We start from the raw sequence: 19,557 nt of genomic DNA, 5'->3' as shown, positions 1-19,557 counted from the left end.
CTCTTGGCCTCTTCAACAACTCCGCTGAAAATGACCTCACGACTCCATCTAATTTTTTGAACAGAGGGATGAGTTTTTTACGCTTTCTTATTCTGCCGCCGGGACTAGACTGTAAAAAAACGTTGAGGAGAGTTGAATATGATTTATTTACGTAAAGCAGAAGATCGCGGTCATGCCAATCACGGTTGGCTGGATAGCTGGCACACTTTCTCATTTGCCAACTACTACGATGCCGATTTTATGGGGTTCTCGGCGCTGCGGGTGATCAACGAAGATATGATCGACGCGGGGCAGGGTTTTGGCACTCACCCGCATAAAGACATGGAAATCCTGACCTACGTGCTGAGCGGCACGGTGGAACATCAGGACAGCATGGGCAACAAAGAGCAGATCCAGGCCGGTGAGTTCCAGATCATGAGTGCGGGCACCGGGGTGCGCCACTCTGAATACAATGGGAATAAGGATCGCCCGCTGCATCTGTATCAGATTTGGATTATTCCTGATCAGGTCGGGCTGGAGCCGCGTTATGAGCAACGTATGTTCGATGCGCCGCAGGGCCGCCAGTTAGTGCTGTCGCCGGATGCGCGCGAGGGTTCGCTGAAGGTGTTCCAGGATATGACTTTGTCACGCTGGGCGCTGAACAAAGACGAGCAGTCGGCGTATCAGATTGAGGCCCAGCGCCGCGTTTGGATCCAGGTAGTCCGCGGCAAAGTGGTGATCAACGGTCAACAGGCCGGTACCAGCGATGCGTTCGCGGTGTGGGATGAAGCCGAGTTGTCGATTCAGGCGGATGAAGACAGTGAAATTCTGCTGTTCGATCTGCCGCCGGTGTGATTAAGCGGTAAATTGTGATTAAGCGGTAAATATCAAGGGCTCACGCGGTGAGCCCTTTTTGCATTCAGCCATCCGGCAACCAACAATATCGGCCCCGGTTTTTTTTTGCTAACATGAACGCCCTTTCACGGTTAGCCAGTTCATTGATAATGAAGAAAAAACGGCCGGTACTTCAAGATGTTGCAGACAAGGTTGGCGTGACCAAGATGACGGTGAGCCGTTATCTGCGCAATCCCGATCAGGTTTCTTTCGCCTTGCAGCAAAAAATTGCCGTCGCGCTTGATGAGCTGGGCTACATTCCCAACCGTGCGCCGGATATCCTTTCCAACTCGACCAGCCGCGCCATTGGCGTACTGCTGCCGTCGTTAACCAACCAGGTGTTTGCCGAAGTCTTGCGCGGTATCGAGAGCGTGACCGACGCGCACAACTACCAGACCATGCTGGCGCACTACGGCTATTTGCCGGAACGTGAGGAGCAGCGCCTGACTTCGCTGCTGTCTTACAATATCGACGGCTTGATCCTGTCCGAACGCCACCACACCCCGCGTACCCTGAAGATGATTGAGGTGGCGGGTATCCCGGTAGTGGAGTTGATGGACTGCGTGTCGCCGTGCATCGATCTGGCGGTGGGCTTCAATAACTTCGAAGCCGCGCGCCAGATGACCCAGCAAATCATCGCTCACGGCCACCGTCACGTGGTGTATTTCGGCGCACGTCAGGATGAGCGCACCATTATCAAACAGCAGGGCTATGAGCAGGCAATGCGCGAGTCCGGTCTGGAGCCGTACAGCGTCATGACCGCGCGTTCGTCGTCCTATTCCGCCGGCGGCGAACTGCTGCGCCAGGCGCAGCGCGACTATCCGCAGATTGACAGTATCTTCTGCACCAACGATGACCTGGCGATTGGCGCCACCTTTGAGTGTCAGCGTCAGGGGCTGTCGATCCCCGATCAGATGGCGATTGCCGGCTTCCACGGCCACGATATCGGTCAGGTGATGGTGCCGAAACTGGCGAGCGTGCTGACGCCGCGTGAAAGGATGGGGCAAATCGGCGCCGAGCGTCTGCTGGCGCGGTTGCGGGGTGAAACCGTCTGTCCGCGCATGGTAGACGTGGGTTTTACCGTAATTCCCGGCGGCAGTATTTGATCGTTTTCAACTAATCCCATTTTGAACCACGCGCCGTTCGGCGCGTTTCACTTCCTGCCTGTGCGCTTGCCGCTTATTGCTGCCGTAAGTTTGATCTCTATCCCAGAACGCGAATTTTAGTCGTTTACCCGATTCCGTCACTCGTGTTGTTACCGGTATCATGATACCGGTAACAACGAGGTCAATGATCGTGCAGGGGCGCAGCATGCCGCGGCCGCACGGAGCGGGGCGAGTAAATCGCCCCCTGCAAGCAGGGACAGAACCTTTGACTCAGTACCACCTACAGCTCGCCTTCTGACACCGGGGAAGAGCCTGAAAATACAACAAGCGCACGCTTTACGGTCTAGGGTAAAGAGAGTCGCGATAAAAGGGTTGGAGAAAAATTATGCCATTAGTGATTGTTGCAGGCGGCGTAGCGTTGCTGCTGCTGCTGATGATTCGCTTTAAGCTGAACGGCTTTATCTCTTTGGTTTTAGTAGCACTGGCGGTGGGTATCGCACAGGGCATGCCGGTGGATAAAGTGATCGGCTCCATCAAGGCCGGCGTTGGCGGCACGCTGGGCAGCCTGGCATTGATCATGGGCTTTGGCGCCATGCTCGGCAAGTTGCTGGCGGACTGCGGCGGCGCTCAGCGCATCGCCACTACGCTGATCGACAAGTTCGGTAAAAAACACATTCAATGGGCGGTGGTGCTGACCGGTTTTACCGTCGGTTTCGCCCTGTTCTATGAGGTCGGTTTCGTGCTGCTGTTGCCGTTGGTATTCAGCATCGCCGCCTCCGCGCGCGTTCCGCTGTTGTACGTTGGCGTGCCGATGGCGGCTGCGCTGTCGGTGACCCACGGTTTCCTGCCGCCGCACCCTGGCCCAACGGCGATCGCCACCATCTTCCATGCCGACATGGGGAAAACCCTGCTGTATGGCACGCTGCTGGCCATCCCGACGGTGATCCTGGCCGGCCCGGTCTACGCCCGCTTCCTGAAAGGCATCGACAAGCCGGTACCGGAAGGTCTGTATAACCCGAAAATCTTCACCGAAGAAGAAATGCCAAGTTTTGGCATCAGCGTTGCCACTTCTCTGGTACCGGTGATCCTGATGGCACTGCGCGCAGTGGCCGAAATGGTGCTGCCGAAGGGCCATACGCTGCTGCGCTTTGCCGAGTTCTTCGGCGATCCGGTGATGGCGACGCTGATTGCGGTGCTGATCGCTATCTTCACCTTTGGTCTTAACCGTGGCCGCACCATGGATGAAGTGATGGGCACCATCACCGATTCAATCAAAATTATCGCCATGATGCTGTTGATCATCGGCGGTGGCGGCGCGTTCAAGCAGGTGCTGGTCGACAGCGGCGTAGAAAAATACATCGCCGGTTTGATGGAAGGCAGCAACGTATCGCCAATTCTGATGGCGTGGTCCATCGCCGCGGCGCTGCGTCTGGCGCTGGGTTCCGCCACCGTGGCAGCGATCACTGCCGGCGGCATCGTCGCCCCGCTGATTGCCACCACTGGCGTCAGCCCGGAACTGATGGTGATCGCGGTCGGTTCGGGCAGCGTGATTTTCTCACACGTCAACGATCCGGGTTTCTGGCTGTTCAAGGAGTATTTCAACCTGAGCATCATGGAAACTATCAAATCCTGGTCGGTGCTGGAAACCATCATCTCGGTCTGCGGGTTGGTGGGCTGTCTGCTGTTGGCAACGGTCGTATAATTTACCCGTCGCCTTTCAAGCTGCGGCGTGGTTGGCTGCAGCTTGAAATTCACAGGATATTCTGAGGCTATCGGATGCCGTGCGGCACCGGGCACCATTTTGAGTTTGGGGCGCATTGGGCGGTGCAATCCACCGCACAAACCTGCGTGAGTCCCCATAAGGGCATGAAATCATGAGTAATCCGCAACACCACGTATTTATTTTGATGGGCGTTTCTGGCAGCGGGAAATCCGCCGTCGCCAGCGACGTTGCCTATCAGGCCCATGCAGCGATGCTGGACGGCGACTACCTGCACCCGCGCGCCAATATCAATAAAATGGCATCCGGGCATGCATTGGACGACAACGATCGCGCTCCGTGGCTGACGGCATTGAACGACGCCATTTTCGCTATGCAGCGCACCAATGACGTGTCGCTGCTGGTGTGTTCGGCGCTGAAAAAAAGCTACCGCGACCGGCTGCGCGAGGGTAACAGCAACCTGCATTTTATCTATCTGAAAGGGGATAAGGCGGTGATTGAAGAGCGCTTGAAACAGCGCAAGGGGCATTTCTTCAAGCCGCAGATGCTGGTTTCTCAGTTCGCGACGCTTGAAGAGCCGGGCGCGCAGGAGCAGGACGTGCGCGCGATTGATATCAACCAGCCGCTGGACGGCGTGATCGCCGATACTTTGGCTTACATTCGCAGCGTCGCAGCCCCGCAATAACCGGCTGCGTCATGATACCGGCGCCGCCAGGCGCCAGTATGTTCACTACAACTTCATGTAAGCCCGCACGCCGTCCAGGAACATCTGGGTCGACAGCATCACCAGAATCAACCCCATCAACCTTTCCAGCGCGCTGACTCCTTTACTGCCCAGCAGGCGCAGGAACAGGTTCGACATCAGCAATATCGCGGCGGAAATACCCCAGGCAATCAGCAGGGCTACCACCAGATGCGAAATCTGGTTTGGATATTGGTGCGAGAGCAGCATCAGTGCCGCCAAAATCGAAGGTCCTGCCACCAGCGGGATCGCCAGCGGTACCAGGAAAGGCTCTTCACCGGCGGAAAGCCCGCTGCTGTTGCCCTCCTGCGAGGGGAAAATCATCTTGATGGCGATCAGGAACAGGATAATCCCGCCAGAAATGGACACGGTCTCGGTACGCAGGTTGAGGAACGCCAGGATTTTTTCGCCGGCAAACAGGAAAATCAGCATCAGCAGCAGGGCGATCAGCAGCTCGCGAATCAATACCATCCGCCGGCGGCGCGGTTCCAGATGCTTGAGCACCGACATGAAAATCGGCAGGTTGCCCAGCGGATCCATGATTAAAAACAGCAATACCGTGACCGAAATCATCTCTGTCATCATTACCTCGAAATCTGAAAAACGCGCCGGCCAACCCGACCGCGTGATAACCCATACCCTATGGCTTTCAAGTTGCAACCAGGTGACTCAGCTTGCTTATACCCAGGTATTGCAGGGGTAGCTGCATGCTTCGCCCTTATTCATCGGGCGGTCACCCAATGCCGGTAACAACGCTGCGGTTTGAAAGACGACGGGTATATAAGAAGGATTGCTGAGAATCGCTCACCCATCGAATAAATTCACTTTGCGCCCGCGCTGACATTTTGTAAGGTGGGGAGATATTGCACACAACTCCAAGTAGTCATCCTCCAAAGCAGGGCAGTTATTATGAAAAACGTTGGTTTCATCGGTTGGCGCGGAATGGTCGGCTCCGTACTCATGCAACGCATGACGGAAGAACGCGACTTCGACGCCATTCGCCCGGTCTTTTTCTCCACTTCGCAGCACGGTTCTGCGGCGCCGGCATTCGGCGGCCAGCAGGGTACGCTGCAAGATGCTTACGATGTTGACGCGCTGAGCGCGCTCGACATTATTATTACCTGCCAGGGCGGCGATTATACCAATGAAATCTACCCTAAGCTGCGTGAAAGCGGCTGGCAGGGGTACTGGATTGACGCAGCATCTTCTCTGCGCATGGGGGATGACGCGATTATCATCCTGGATCCTGTCAACCACGCGGTGATTCAGCAGGGCCTGGATAAAGGCATCAAGACCTTTGTTGGCGGTAACTGCACCGTCAGCCTGATGCTGATGTCGCTCGGCGGCCTGTTCGCCAACGATCTGGTTGAGTGGGCTTCGGTATCCACCTATCAGGCGGCTTCCGGCGGCGGCGCGCGCCACATGCGCGAACTGCTGACCCAAATGGGCATGCTGCATGCCGACGTGGCGAAAGAGCTGCAGGACCCGGCTTCGGCTATTTTGGATATCGAACGTAAAGTTACTGCGGCCACCCGCAGCGGTAAACTGCCGACCGATAACTTCGGCGTGCCGTTGGCCGGCAGCCTGATCCCGTGGATCGACAAACAGCTCGATAACGGCCAGAGCCGCGAAGAGTGGAAAGGCCAGGCGGAAACCAACAAGATTCTGAACACCTCCAGCGTGATCCCGGTTGACGGTCTGTGCGTGCGCGTCGGTGCGCTGCGCTGCCATAGCCAGGCGTTCACCCTGAAGCTGAAAAAAGACGTTTCGCTGCCGGAAATCGAACAGATGCTGGCGACCCACAATGACTGGGTGCGGGTGATCCCGAACGACCGTGAGCTGACCATGCGTGAGTTGACGCCGGCTGCGGTAACCGGGACGCTGAACACGCCGGTAGGTCGCTTGCGCAAGCTGAATATGGGGCCGGAATACCTGTCTGCGTTCACCGTGGGTGACCAACTGCTGTGGGGCGCGGCAGAGCCGCTGCGCCGTATGCTGCGTATCCTGCTGTAAACCTGAACTGAACTTCCCGGGGGCTGGCCTCTTTCAGCCCCCCAAAGCCTTGTTTTCCGCTTTTACCCCGTTTTGGCGCGCTATGGACGAAGTCGCTGCCAGGGGAAAGGCGCGCACCGATAACCGGCCTTCCTCCCGGCAAGCAGTAGCGCAACCGCGCTGCGGGCTGGCAGTTTTCTTAATGAATGATTTTCCATGCCAATACGGCACTGCTTTGACAGACATTGGCTATGCTTAAAGCGTTGGCGAGTGAATTTTCACCAACGCTGATAAACGACTAAAAATAAGCATAAAGAGCGGAAATTCAGGTCGGCAAGCTGAAAATTGATCAATAACCGACCGCAATCACGCTTTAGATACCGAATGAATTGCATGATAACCAAAACGGCTATGGATTAATCATTTACCCAATGGATGTCAACTCGCGGCCTGCAAGGCAGCGGTCTGGACGGTGAAGGGTAGACGCAGCCTCTTATAAATCATGCTCTTAATCTAAGGAAGAAGTCTATGCCTGTACTTCCCGATCGTGACGTGATTGATCAGCTTTTCTCCGGCAATTTTGCCGATCCTTTCTCCCTGCTGGGTATGCATGCGGTCGATAATGGCCTGCAGGTGCGTGCGTTGTTGCCTGACGCCAGCGAAGTCTGGTTGCTGGAGCAGCAAACCGGCAAACGGCTGGTGCAGCTGGCCTGCGACGATGCCCGTGGCTTTTTCAGCGCTACCGTTCCGCGTCGGAAAACCCCCTTCCGGTATCAACTGGAGGTCCGCTGGCAAAATCACCAGCAGATCGTCGACGATCCCTACCGTTTTGGCACCTTGTTACAGGATATCGACGGCTGGCTGCTGGCGGAGGGCACCCATCTGCGGCCGTATGAGCGGCTGGGGGCGCATCCCGCTACGCTTGACGAGGTAGCAGGCGTCAGCTTTGCCGTCTGGGCGCCCAATGCCCAGCGCGTTTCGGTGGTGGGAGAGTTCAACTTCTGGGACGGTCGTCGCCATCCAATGCGCCTGCGCCGTGAAAACGGTATCTGGGAGCTGTTCCTGCCAGGGGTGAAAGCCGGGCAACTGTACAAATACGAAATCATCGACTGCTATGGCAATACCCAACTGAAGGCCGACCCTTACGCCTTTGAAGCGCAGATGCGGCCGGATACGGCATCTTTGGTGACGCCGTTGCCGGAGGTGGTGGCAAATACCCCGGAACGCCAACGCGCCAACGATTTTGATCGGCCGATCTCCATCTACGAAGTGCATCTGGGGTCGTGGCGACGTCATACCGACAACAACTTCTGGCTCAGCTACGGCGAGCTGGCAGAGCAATTAATCAATTACGTCAAGGATATGGGGTTCACCCATATTGAACTGCTGCCGATTAACGAGCACCCCTTCGACGGCAGTTGGGGTTATCAGCCGTTGGGGCTCTATGCTCCGACCCGGCGTTTCGGCACCCCGGCCGATTTCAAAGCCTTTGTGGCGGCGGCGCACCGGGCCGGCATCAATGTGATCCTGGACTGGGTGCCGGGGCATTTCCCCAGCGATGCCTACGGTTTGGCGAATTTCGACGGTACTGCGCTGTACGAATACGCCGACCCGCGCGAGGGCTTCCACCAGGACTGGAATACCCTGATTTACAACTATGGCCGCAATGAGGTGCGCAACTATCTGGCGGGCAATGCCCTTTACTGGATGGAACGTTACGGCATCGACGCTCTGCGCGTCGATGCCGTGGCCTCGATGATCTACCGTGATTACAGCCGCGCCGAAGGCGAGTGGGTGCCGAATTATTACGGCGGCAACGAAAACCTGGAGGCCATCGCCTTCCTGCGCTACACCAACCAGACCGTCGGCAAGGAGCGGCCCGGCGCGGTGACGCTGGCGGAGGAATCCACCGATTACCCGGGGGTCACGCTACCGCCGGATGCCAATGGGTTGGGGTTCCACTACAAATGGAACCTGGGCTGGATGCACGACACGCTCAACTACATGCAGTGCGATCCGGTACACCGCAAATATCATCATAATCAGATGACCTTCGGCATGCTGTATGCCTACACCGAGAACTTCGTGCTGCCGATTTCTCATGACGAAGTGGTGCACGGCAAAAAATCGATTCTCGATCGCATGCCCGGCGACGCCTGGCAGAAGTTCGCCAACCTGCGGGCTTACTACGGCTTTATGTGGGCGCACCCCGGCAAAAAACTGCTGTTTATGGGTTGTGAGTTTGCCCAGGGGCGCGAATGGAATTTCGATACCAGCCTCGACTGGCATCTGCTGGAAGGCCTGGACGGTTGGCATCACGGCGTGCAGCGGCTGGTGCGCGATCTCAATCACTGCTATCAGCAGCAGGCGCCGTTGTATGAGCGTGACTACCGCCCGGACGGCTTCGAATGGCTGGTGGTGGATGACCACGACAACTCGGTGTTTGCCTTTGCCCGTTACGACTCACAGGGCAACGAGCTGATCGCCGTCAGCAACTTTACCCCGGTGCCGCGCCACCATTACCGCATCGGTATCTCCCGCCCCGGCGAGTATCGGGAAATCCTTAATACCGACTCGCACCATTATCACGGCAGTAATACCGGCAACCAGGGCCGCGTGGTGTCGGAACCGGTCGGCAACCACGGCCGCGAGCATTCGATTAGCGTGACCGTACCGCCGCTGGCGACGATCTACCTGCTGCGGGAGGCGCAATGACTGAGCTGACGCCCGGTATCGCCGCGCCTCTCGGGGCGCATTATGACGGTAACGGCATCAACTTTACCCTGTTTTCCGCCCATGCCACCGGCGTGGAGCTGTGCCTGTTTGACGGGCAACAGCGCGAGGTGCGTCTGCCGCTGCCGGCGCGCAGCGGTGATATCTGGCACGGCTATCTGCCGGGCGGCAAACCGGGCCAGCGCTACGGTTACCGGGTGTACGGCCCGTTTGAACCCGCGAAAGGGCTGCGATTTAACCCGAACAAGCTGCTGCTGGATCCCGCCGCCCGCGCGGTCGAGGGGCCGGTGGCGGACGATCTGGAGTTGCATGGCGGCTACGACCGACCGGACCCGGAGAATAGCGCAGAGGTGATGCCTAAGTGCGTGGTCATCGACGAAGCCTACGATTGGCAGGGGGATCGTCCGCCGGCCACGCCGTGGGGCAAAACGGTGATCTACGAAGCGCACGTGCGTGGCCTGACTCTACTGCACCCGGATATCCCGCCGGTGCTGCGCGGCAGCTTCGCTGCGCTCGGTCATCCGGTGATGATTGCCCATTTCAAGCGTCTCGGCATCACGGCGCTGGAACTGCTGCCGGTACAGCAACATAGCTCCGAGCCGCGTCTGCAGCGCCTCGGGCTGATTAACTACTGGGGATATAACGTGTTGGCGCCTTATGCGCCGGATAACCGTTATTGCAGCCTGCGCACCGACATGACGCCGCTGCGCGAATTCCGCGATGCGGTGAAGGCGCTGCATAAGGCCGGGATCGAGGTGATCCTCGATGTGGTGTTCAACCACAGCGCCGAGCTGGACATGGACGGGCCGACGCTGTCGCAGCGCGGCATCGATAACCCGGGGTATTACTGGCTTACCCCGGACGGGGGATATGTGAACGACACCGGCTGCGGCAATACGCTGCGGTTGGATCAACCGCAGGGCGTGGCCTGGGTGATGGAGTGCCTGCATTTTTGGGTGAGCGAATGCCATGTCGACGGTTTTCGCTTCGATCTGGGCAGTGTGCTGGGCCGTACCCCGGCGTTCGATCGCGATGCGCCGCTGTTCCAGGCGATGCTGGCGGACGATCAGCTGTCGCGCTGCAAGCTGATTGCCGAACCGTGGGACATTGGCCCCGGCGGTTATCAGGTGGGCGCTTTTCCGGGGCGCTTCGCCGAGTGGAATGATCATTACCGGGATGATATGCGCCGCTTTTGGCTGCAGGGCGATTTGCCGCTGGGCCAGTTTGCCCAACGCTTTGCCGGTTCCAGCGATTTGTTCAACCAACGTGGGCGTGCGCCGTACGCCAGCATCAACATGCTGACCGCTCATGACGGGTTTACCCTGCAGGATCTGGTCAGTTTTAACCGTAAGCACAACCAGCTTAACGGTGAAGGCAACCGTGACGGCAGCGACCATAATTTCAGCTACAACCACGGTGTTGAAGGCCCGATTGCCGACGACGCCATTGTGCAGCGCCGCAAGGCCAGCCGGCAGGCGCTGCTTGCCACGTTGTTGCTGTCCCAGGGGACGCCGATGCTGCTGGCCGGCGATGAGCATGGACACAGCCAGCAGGGGAACAACAATGCCTATTGCCAGGATAACGCCATCACCTGGCTCGACTGGGCCAAGGCGGATGACTCGCTCACCGCTTATACCGCAGCGCTGATTCACCTGCGTCGGCAAATCCCCGCCCTGCAGCAAGACCGCTGGTGGCAGGAGGGCGACGGCAGCGTGCAGTGGCTGAACGCGCAAGGGCAGCCGCCCGCGGCGCAGGAATGGGAGCAGGGAGACTTGCAATTGCAGATCCGCCTGTCGCAGTGCTGGCTGGTGGTGGTTAACGCCACGCCGCAGGCGGTGGAGATGAGGTTGCCTATGGGCGATTGGCAGGTTGTCGCCCCCTTTACTCAGGAAGGACCGCGGGCGGTTTTACCCGCCTGGAACCAGGCTGCGCACTCGATTTGCGTGCTGGTACAGAAATAATAAAAGGAGTCAGCTATGGTTAGGTTTGAAAATAAAGACCCCCTGATGTTGGCGCGCCAACTGCCGATTAAGTCCGTTGCTCTGATTCTGGCCGGCGGCCGCGGTTCGCGCTTGAAAGATTTAACCTCAACCCGCGCCAAGCCTGCCGTCCATTTTGGCGGTAAGTTCCGCATCATTGATTTTGCCCTGTCGAACTGCCTGAACTCGGGTATCCGCCGCATCGGCGTGATCACCCAGTATCAGTCCCATACCCTGGTGCAGCATATTCAGCGTGGCTGGTCGTTCCTCAATGAAGAGATGAACGAATTTGTCGATCTGCTGCCGGCCCAGCAACGCCTCAGTACCGAGCACTGGTACAAGGGCACGGCGGACGCGGTATACCAGAACCTGGATATTATCCGTCGCTACGATGCCGAGTATGTGGTGATCCTGGCGGGCGATCACATCTACAAGATGGATTACTCGCGCATGCTGATCGACCACGTCGAAAAGGGTGCGCAATGCACGGTGGCCTGCTTGCCGGTGCCGCGCGATGAGGCCAGCGAGTTCGGCGTGATGGAAGTGGATGAGAACGATTTGATCCTCGAGTTCCTGGAAAAACCGAGCAATCCGCCGCCAATGCCGGGTAACCCGGAAATGTCGCTGGCGAGCATGGGGATCTACATCTTTAACGCCGACTATCTGTTCCAACTGCTGGAAGAGGATATGTCGATCCCCGGCTCCACCCATGATTTCGGCAAGGATCTGATCCCGAAAATCACCGCTCAGAAAGCGGCGTGGGCGCACCCGTTCACGCTGTCCTGCGTCACCTCCAATACCGATCTGCCGCCATATTGGCGCGATGTGGGTACGCTGGAAGCCTACTGGCGCGCCAACCTCGATCTGGCCTCGGTGACGCCGGAGCTGGACATGTATGACCGTGCCTGGCCAATCCGTACCCATATGGAGCCGCTGCCGCCGGCCAAGTTCGTGCAGGACCGCTCCGGCAGCCACGGCATGACCATGAATTCGCTGGTGTCCGGCGGCTGCATCGTCTCAGGTTCGGTGGTGGTGCATTCGGTGCTGTTCCCGCGGGTGCGGGTGAACTCGTTTTGCACCATCGACTCCAGCGTATTGCTGCCGGACGTAAACGTCGGCCGCTCCTGCCGCCTGCGGCGCTGCATCATTGACCGCGCCTGCCATATTCCCGAGGGCATGGTGATTGGCGAAAACGCCGATGAGGACAGCAAACGCTTTTATCGCTCGGAAGGCGGCATTGTGCTGGTGACGCGCGAAATGCTGTCAAAGTTGTGAGTTAGGGTAGTCGGCGGAACGATGATACCGCCGCCTTGCGAATAGACAGAGGGCTTGCAAAACGCGGATTAACAACAGCGGCAGGCCTGCTTTTTTGCCGATTTCCAGGAGTGATAATGCAGGTTTTACACGTATGTTCTGAAATGTTCCCCCTGCTGAAAACCGGGGGGCTCGCAGACGTGGTTGGCGCATTACCGGCGGCTCAAATTGCCGAGGGCGGCGACGTTCGGGTGCTATTGCCCGCTTTTCCTGACGTGCGTAATGGTATACCGGACTCCGTGCTGGTGGCGGAAATCGATTCGTTCGCCGGCCGGGTCGGCCTGCGCTACGGTACCTATCATGGCGTGGGCATCTACCTGATTGACGCCCCCTGGCTGTATGACCGGCCGGGCAGCCCCTATCACGACCAGTCGATGAATGCCTATTCCGACAACCACCGGCGTTTTGCCCTGTTGGGCTGGATTGCCTGTGAGTTGGCCAAGGGGCTGGACCGCTACTGGCGGCCGCAGGTGGTGCACGCCCATGACTGGCACGCCGGCCTGGCCTGCGCCTATCTGGCGGCCAACGGCCACCCGGCGCGTTCGATTTTCACCGTGCACAATCTGGCCTATCAGGGGCTGTTCTCCGCCCATCACGTGGCTGAACTGTGGCTGCCGCCCTCGTTTTACAACCTTTACGGCCTGGAGTTTTACGGCCAGATGTCGTTCCTGAAAGCCGGGCTGTATTACGCCGACCATATCACCGCCGTCAGCCCGACCTACGCGCGGGAAATCACCCGGCCGGAGTTCGGTTGCGGCATGGAAGGGTTGCTGCAGGAACGCCAGCGGCAGGGGCGACTGAGCGGCATTCTCAACGGCGTGGATGAGAAGATTTGGGATCCGTCCCACGATCCGCGCTTGACCGCCCGTTACGATGCCGAGGATCTGAAGAACAAGACCAAGAACAAGCTGCATCTGCAAAAAGCGATGGGCCTGAAGGTGGACGAGTCGCTGCCGGTGTTTGCGGTGGTGAGCCGCCTGACCAGCCAGAAGGGTCTGGATTTGGTATTGGAAGCGCTGCCGGCGTTGCTCGAGCAGGGGGGCCAACTGGCGCTGTTAGGGGCCGGCGATGCGGTGTTGCAGCAGGCGTTTCTGGCCGCTGCCGCTGATTACCCGGAACAGGTTGGCGTGCAGATTGGCTACCACGAGGCATTCTCGCACCGGATTATCGGCGGGGCCGACGTGATCATGGTGCCGAGTCGTTTCGAACCTTGCGGACTGACCCAGCTCTACGGCCTGAAATACGGCACGTTGCCGTTGGTGCGTCGCACCGGCGGGCTGGCGGACACGGTGGTGGACTGCGCGCTGGAGAATCTGGCCGACGGCACCGCCAGCGGATTTGTCTTTGATGATTGTGATGCCGCCGCACTGGGCAACGCCATCCGGCGCGCCATGGTGCTGTGGAGCAGGCCAAAGCATTGGCGTCACGTACAGCGCCACGCCATGAGCGTGGATTTTGGCTGGCAGATAGCGGCAAAGGCTTATCTGTCACTTTATTCCCGTCTTACTTGACGCTGCCTCTGTGTTGGCTGGACTCACTTACCCGAATCACTTACTGAAGTAAGTGATTCGGGATAAGTTCCCTTGCCGCCTTGATGCAGCGCCAATTATTTTGGGTATATCAACGCTTGTTGTAACAACTCACTTGGGATCACTATGACTTCACCGATTAGTTACACCTCACCCACGGTCAGTGTTGAAGCGCTGAAACATTCCATCGCCTATAAGCTGATGTTTATTGTCGGCAAGGACCCGGCTATTGCCAACCAGCATGACTGGCTGAACGCCGTGCTGTTTGCGGTGCGTGACCGCATGGTGGAACGCTGGCTGCGCTCCAACCGCGCCCAGCTTTCCCAGGACGTGCGGCAGGTCTATTACCTGTCGATGGAGTTCCTGCTCGGGCGGACGCTCTCCAATGCGCTGTTGTCGATGGGGATTTACCAGGATATCGACGACGCGTTGAATGAAATGGGGCTGAGCCTCGGTGAATTGCTGGAGGAAGAGAACGATCCGGGGTTGGGCAACGGCGGCCTGGGGCGGCTTGCGGCCTGTTTCCTCGATTCGCTGGCGACGCTGGCGCTACCGGGGCGCGGCTACGGTATCCGCTACGAATACGGCATGTTCAAGCAGAACATCGTTAACGGCCAGCAAATGGAGTCCCCGGACTACTGGCTGGAATACGGCAACCCGTGGGAGTTCCCGCGCCACAACACCCGTTATAAGGTGCGCTTTGGCGGGCGAATTCAGCAGGAAGGCGCCAAGGCGCGCTGGCTGGAAACCGAAGAGGTGGTCGCCATCGCTTATGATCAGGTGATCCCCGGTTTTGATACCGACGCCACCAACACGCTGCGGCTGTGGAGCGCCCAGGCCAGTAACGAAATCAACCTTGGTAAATTCAATCAGGGCGATTATTTCGCGGCGGTTGAGGATAAAAACCACTCGGAGAACGTATCGCGCGTGCTGTACCCGGACGACTCCACCTATTCCGGGCGCGAACTTCGGCTGCGGCAGGAGTATTTCCTGGTGTCGGCCACGGTGCAGGATATCCTCAACCGCCACTGGACGATGCATAAAACCTTCGACAATCTGGCGGACAAGATTGCCATTCACCTCAATGACACTCACCCGGTGTTGTCTATCCCCGAACTGATGCATCGGTTGATCGACGATCACAAGTTCAATTGGCTCGACGCCTGGGCCGTGGTGGAGCGGGTATTCTCCTACACCAACCACACGCTGATGAGCGAAGCGCTGGAAACCTGGCCGCTGGACATGATCGGCCGGATCCTGCCGCGTCACTTGCAGTTGATCTTCGAGATCAACGATCACTTCCTCAAGCATGTGCAGGAAGTGGCGCCGGGCGACAACGAGCTGCTGGCGCGGGTGTCGATCATTGATGAGACCAACGGTCGTCGGGTGCGCATGGCGTGGCTGGCGGTGGTGGCCAGCCACAAGGTTAACGGGGTTTCCGCACTGCATTCCGAGCTGATGGTGCAGTCGCTGTTTGCCGACTTCGCGCATATTTTCCCCGATCGTTTCTGCAACAAAACCAACGGGGTCACACCGCGCCGCTGGTTGGGGCTGGCCAACCGGCCGCTTTCCGACGTGTTGGATGACAGCATCGGCCAGACCTGGCGCACCGATCTCAGCCAACTGAGCGAGATCAAAGCCAACATCGATTTCCCCAGCTTCCTGCAGGCGGTTCAGGCTGCCAAACGGCAAAACAAGGAGCGGTTGGCGAAGTACATCGCCAAAACCCTGAATGTGGTGGTCAACCCGGATGCGTTGTTCGATGTGCAGATCAAACGCATTCATGAATACAAACGACAACTGCTTAACGTCCTGCATGTGATCACGTTATATAACCGCCTGTTGCAGGATCCGGAAACCGAACGCGTGCCGAGGGTGGTGATCTTCGCCGGCAAGGCGGCCTCGGCCTACTACGCGGCGAAGCAGATCATCCGGCTGATTAACGACGTGGCGAAGGTGATCAACAACGATCCGCGTGTGCACACCCAGTTGAAAGTGGTGTTTATCCCGAACTATAGCGTCAGTCTGGCGCAGATGATCATTCCGGCGGCGGATCTCTCCGAGCAGATCTCGCTGGCGGGCACCGAGGCGTCGGGCACCAGCAATATGAAATTTGCGCTTAACGGCGCGCTGACCATCGGCACGCTGGACGGTGCCAACGTAGAGATGCTGGAGCACGTGGGTGAAGAGAACATCTTTATCTTCGGCAATACCGCCGAGCAGGTGGAGGAGTTGCGCCGCAACGGCTACAACCCGCATCTGTACTATGAGCAGGATCCCGAACTGCATCAGGCGTTGACCCAGATCGCCACCGGCGTATTCAGTCCGGAGGAGCCAAAGCGCTACAGCAACCTGTTTGATTCGCTGGTGAATTTGGGCGATCACTACCAGCTGCTGGCCGATTACCGCAGCTATGTGGATACGCAGGACAAGGTGGATGAGGTCTATCGCAATCAGGATGACTGGACGCGGCGTGCGGTGTTGAATATCGCCAATATGGGGTATTTCTCTTCCGACCGCACCATCCAGGAGTATGCGGACGAAATCTGGCACATCAAACCGATCAAGCTGTAATGCAAAAGAAAAGGGCCGGATATCCGGCCCTTTCCACATTCAATGGCTCAGGATGCCAGAGAGAGCGTTTTCGTTTTCGTGTGTTCCGCCAGCCAGGCTTTCACCCGCGCCTGCTGCGCATCATCCAGCCACATGCCCAGCTTGGTCCGGCGCCAGATGGCGTCTTCCAGCTCGACCACCCACTCTTTCTCTACCAGATAGCGCAGTTCGGCTTCATACAGGCCGTGGCCAAACTCTTCGCCCAGATCGTCAAGGCCGTTGGCATTCGCCAGGATCAGCTCGCTGTGGCTACCGTAGGTGCGGGCGTAGCGGCGCGCCAGGGATTCCGGTAACCAGCCGTGCTCGCGGCGCAGTTTGGCGGCGTAGCTGTCGCGATCGCCACCGATGTCGCCGCCGGGCAGCGAACCGTTTTTGGTCCACGCCGGGCCGCAGCCAGGGTAGTAGTGCGCCAGTTTTTCCATCGCATGCTCAGCCAGCTTGCGGTAGGTGGTCAGTTTACCGCCGAATACCGACAGCAGCGGCGCTTTGCCCTGATCGTCATGCACATCCAACGTGTAGTCGCGGGTCACCGCCTGTGGCGAATCAGATTCGTCATCGCACAGCGGACGCACACCGGAGTATGTCCAGACGATGTCGTCACGGCCCAACTGCTTCTTGAAGTGGTCGTTGTACACTTTCAGCAGGTAGTCGATCTCGTTGTCGTCGATTTTCACGTCTTTCGGATCGCCGTGGTATTCCACGTCGGTGGTGCCGATAATCGAGAACTCGTCATTCCACGGGATGACGAACACGATGCGATGGTCTTCGTTTTGCAGAATATAGGACTGCGGCTGGTTGTGAGCGCGCGGTACCACGATATGGCTGCCTTTGATCAGGCGGATGCCGTACGGTGATTTCAGCTTCAGGCCGTCGTCGAAGAAGTGTTTCACCCAAGGACCGGTGGCATTGACCAGGCCCTTGGCGCGCCAGGTAAAGGTTTTACCGCTGTCGACCTCAACCGCTTCCACCATCCACAGGCCATTTTCACGCCAAGCACGGGTCACTTTGGTACGGGTGCGCACTTCGCCGCCGCGTTTTTCGACTTCCTGCGCGTTCAGCACCACCAGGCGGGCATCGTCCACCCAGCAGTCGGAATATTCGAAACCGCGCTTTAACTCAGGCTTCAGTACCGATTCTGGTCCAAAGCGCAAACTCTTGCTGCCCGGCAGGCTGGTGCGTTTACCCAGGTGATCGTACAGGAACAGGCCGATGCGGATCATCCAGGCCGGGCGCAGATGCGGCTGGTGCGGCAGGCGAAAACGCATGGGAAACGCGATGTGCGGCGCCAGCTTCAGCAATACTTCACGCTCGGCCAGCGCTTCGCTCACCAGACGGAATTCGTAGTGTTCCAGGTAGCGCAGGCCGCCGTGGATCAATTTGGAACTGGCGGAAGACGTAGCGCAGGCCAAGTCTTGCGCTTCCAGTAGCAGTACGGACAGCCCGCGCCCGGCAGCATCCGCCGCGATGCCGGCACCGTTGATGCCGCCACCGATAACGATCAAGTCTTTGGTTTCCACGTCAACTTCCTCCAGATGTTCGAAATAGCTCTTTCATGTTCGTTTTCGCTCATGATTGTAATCAAAAACCAACAAACAAGCCAAGACTTAACCAAACAAAAACATTTAGGCGTGATAGAGGTAACAGTTTGGTGATGATAACCTAGAGAAATGCGCTCATCTCGCCAGCCTGCAAGAGATCTGCGATAACTACTACAACCTGAATACATTGCGCTATGTTGATATTTTTGAAGAGAAGAGAACGTGCTGCTGGTGATGCGTGTCGAGCCCCTGGAACTGAGGAAAGAGCTGGATGCACTTGAAGTGGAAATGGCGAGGTATTTGAAGGCGCTGATTCAGCAGTTATTAACCGACAAGCGGCGCGTCGCGCTGTAACTCAAGGATGGCTAAAATGTCTGATAACGATCTGATCCTCTACACCTCGGAAGACGGAAAGTCCCGGTTTATTCTGCGCGAGTTAGGAGGGCAGGTATGGCTCACTCAGCTCGAAATGGCAGAGCTTTACCAAACCAGCAAGCAGAATATTGGCAAGCACGTGAAAGGCGTGATCGCAGATGGAGAGCTGGCTGAGGGGGCAGTTGTAAACCGTAAGTTTACAACTGGATCGGACGGTAAAGAGTATCTAACGCTGCTGTACTCCCTACCGATGATTATCTCTGTGGGCTACCGGGTTCGCTCAACCCGCGGTACGCAATTCAGACAATGGGCAACTCAGACGCTGAGTGAATATATGCTCAAAGGCTTCGTTATGGACGACGAGCGCCTTAAAGATCCTAAATGGGATTACTTTGATGAACTGCTGGAGCGCATCCGTGATATACGCTCCTCCGAACTTCGCTTTTATCAAAAAATACGCGACCTTTTTACGTTGTCGGAAGATTATCGCGCCAGTGAAAAAGACACCGGGTTGCTGTTTGCCGAGGTGCAAAACAAACTGTTTTTTGCGGTGACGGGTTTTACCGCCGCAGAACTGATAGTGCAGCGTGCCGATGTGTCAAAAGCCAATATGAATCTGATGAGTTTTAAAGGGTTGCGAATACGTAAAGCGGATGTGGTCATCGCCAAAAACTATCTGAATGAAGACGAACTCGATAGCCTGAATCGCCTTGCCTCGATGTTTTTCGAATTTGCCGAGTTCAGAGCCAAGAACAAACAGCATCTAAAACTCGCGGACTGGCGGCAGTACATCGATAACTTTATGGCGTTCAACGAGCAGCCGTTACTAAATCATTGTGGCGGTATTAGCCGGGAGCAAATGAAATCCATAGTGCATGAGCGTTATGACTCATTTGATAAAAAAAGGAAAATCACTGATGCGGGTGAAGCCGATCGCATTGAGCTGGAACAGTTGGAACAGCTCGAAAAACGCCTCAACCGTAAAAAGGACCGCTAACCGCTAAATGAACCAACAGTCCTCTGAGTTCCAGGAAACCTACTGC

General features: G+C 57.5%; 14 protein-coding genes. 12 read left to right on the top strand and 2 right to left on the bottom strand.

Features of this window, described 5'->3' with window-relative positions; genetic code table 11:
- Window positions 1-138 precede the first annotated feature (138 nt).
- The 4 genes from D4100_RS20610 to gntK all read left to right on the top strand — a co-directional run bounded on the left by D4100_RS20610 (window position 139) and on the right by gntK (window position 4,384).
- Window positions 139-834 carry a pirin family protein gene (locus D4100_RS20610; RefSeq protein ID WP_065506731.1) on the top strand — a complete coding sequence of 232 codons (696 nt, stop codon included), beginning with the start codon at window positions 139-141 and terminating at the stop codon, window positions 832-834.
- 149 nt (window positions 835-983) lie between these two features.
- Window positions 984-1,979 carry a gluconate operon transcriptional repressor GntR gene (gene gntR, locus D4100_RS20605; protein WP_065506730.1) on the top strand — a complete coding sequence of 332 codons (996 nt, stop codon included), beginning with the start codon at window positions 984-986 and terminating at the stop codon, window positions 1,977-1,979.
- Between the two features lie 385 nt (window positions 1,980-2,364).
- Window positions 2,365-3,681: a gluconate transporter gene (gene gntT / locus D4100_RS20600; protein WP_065506729.1), complete on the top strand. Its 1,317-nt coding sequence runs from the start codon at window positions 2,365-2,367 to the stop codon at window positions 3,679-3,681.
- A gap of 172 nt (window positions 3,682-3,853) precedes the next feature.
- Window positions 3,854-4,384 (top strand): gluconokinase, encoded by a 531-nt coding sequence (gene gntK, locus D4100_RS20595; RefSeq protein ID WP_065506728.1) that lies wholly within the window; start codon window positions 3,854-3,856, stop codon window positions 4,382-4,384.
- 45 nt (window positions 4,385-4,429) lie between these two features.
- On the opposite strand, the gene D4100_RS20590 is transcribed toward gntK, so the two are convergent.
- Window positions 4,430-5,023, bottom strand: coding sequence for a YhgN family NAAT transporter (locus D4100_RS20590; protein ID WP_004951434.1), 594 nt, complete (start codon window positions 5,021-5,023; stop codon window positions 4,430-4,432).
- 327 nt (window positions 5,024-5,350) lie between these two features.
- Here D4100_RS20590 and asd point away from each other — a divergent pair, with 327 nt between their 5' ends.
- The 6 genes from asd (at window position 5,351) to glgP (ending at window position 16,562) form a co-directional block, all read left to right on the top strand.
- Complete coding sequence (gene asd, locus D4100_RS20585) at window positions 5,351-6,454, top strand: aspartate-semialdehyde dehydrogenase (protein ID WP_065506727.1); 1,104 nt, start codon at window positions 5,351-5,353, stop codon at window positions 6,452-6,454.
- A 507-nt stretch (window positions 6,455-6,961) separates the two neighbouring features.
- Window positions 6,962-9,148, top strand: a complete 2,187-nt coding sequence (gene glgB, locus D4100_RS20580) for a 1,4-alpha-glucan branching enzyme (protein ID WP_119805132.1) — start codon at window positions 6,962-6,964, stop codon at window positions 9,146-9,148.
- Window positions 9,145-11,127: a glycogen debranching protein GlgX gene (glgX, locus tag D4100_RS20575; RefSeq protein ID WP_119805131.1), complete on the top strand. Its 1,983-nt coding sequence runs from the start codon at window positions 9,145-9,147 to the stop codon at window positions 11,125-11,127. Before glgB ends, glgX begins: the two co-directional genes overlap by 4 nt.
- Before the next feature lie 15 nt (window positions 11,128-11,142).
- A complete protein-coding gene (gene glgC, locus D4100_RS20570; RefSeq protein WP_065506722.1) occupies window positions 11,143-12,420 on the top strand; it encodes a glucose-1-phosphate adenylyltransferase in 1,278 nt (425 codons plus the stop codon).
- A gap of 116 nt (window positions 12,421-12,536) precedes the next feature.
- Complete coding sequence (glgA, locus tag D4100_RS20565) at window positions 12,537-13,970, top strand: glycogen synthase GlgA (protein ID WP_065506721.1); 1,434 nt, start codon at window positions 12,537-12,539, stop codon at window positions 13,968-13,970.
- A gap of 144 nt (window positions 13,971-14,114) precedes the next feature.
- Window positions 14,115-16,562: a glycogen phosphorylase gene (glgP, locus tag D4100_RS20560; RefSeq protein WP_065506720.1), complete on the top strand. Its 2,448-nt coding sequence runs from the start codon at window positions 14,115-14,117 to the stop codon at window positions 16,560-16,562.
- Window positions 16,563-16,609: 47 nt separating this feature from the next.
- Here glgP and glpD read toward each other — a convergent pair whose 3' ends face one another.
- On the bottom strand, window positions 16,610-18,118 hold the full coding sequence (glpD, locus tag D4100_RS20555) for a glycerol-3-phosphate dehydrogenase (RefSeq protein ID WP_065506719.1): 1,509 nt from the start codon (window positions 18,116-18,118) through the stop codon (window positions 16,610-16,612).
- A gap of 243 nt (window positions 18,119-18,361) precedes the next feature.
- Here glpD and D4100_RS25995 point away from each other — a divergent pair, with 243 nt between their 5' ends.
- Both D4100_RS25995 and rhuM read left to right on the top strand, forming a co-directional pair.
- Window positions 18,362-18,493 carry a hypothetical protein gene (locus D4100_RS25995; protein ID WP_257784490.1) on the top strand — a complete coding sequence of 44 codons (132 nt, stop codon included), beginning with the start codon at window positions 18,362-18,364 and terminating at the stop codon, window positions 18,491-18,493.
- A gap of 16 nt (window positions 18,494-18,509) precedes the next feature.
- On the top strand, window positions 18,510-19,511 hold the full coding sequence (gene rhuM, locus D4100_RS20550; protein ID WP_065506718.1) for a RhuM family protein: 1,002 nt from the start codon (window positions 18,510-18,512) through the stop codon (window positions 19,509-19,511).
- The last annotated feature ends 46 nt before the right edge of the window (window positions 19,512-19,557 follow it).

This window comes from Serratia inhibens (assembly GCF_003591175.1).
Taxonomy (GTDB): Bacteria; Pseudomonadota; Gammaproteobacteria; order Enterobacterales; family Enterobacteriaceae; genus Serratia; species Serratia inhibens.
Note: the sequence above shows the minus strand (reverse complement) of the source record. Positions and strands in the feature narration are given on the sequence as shown.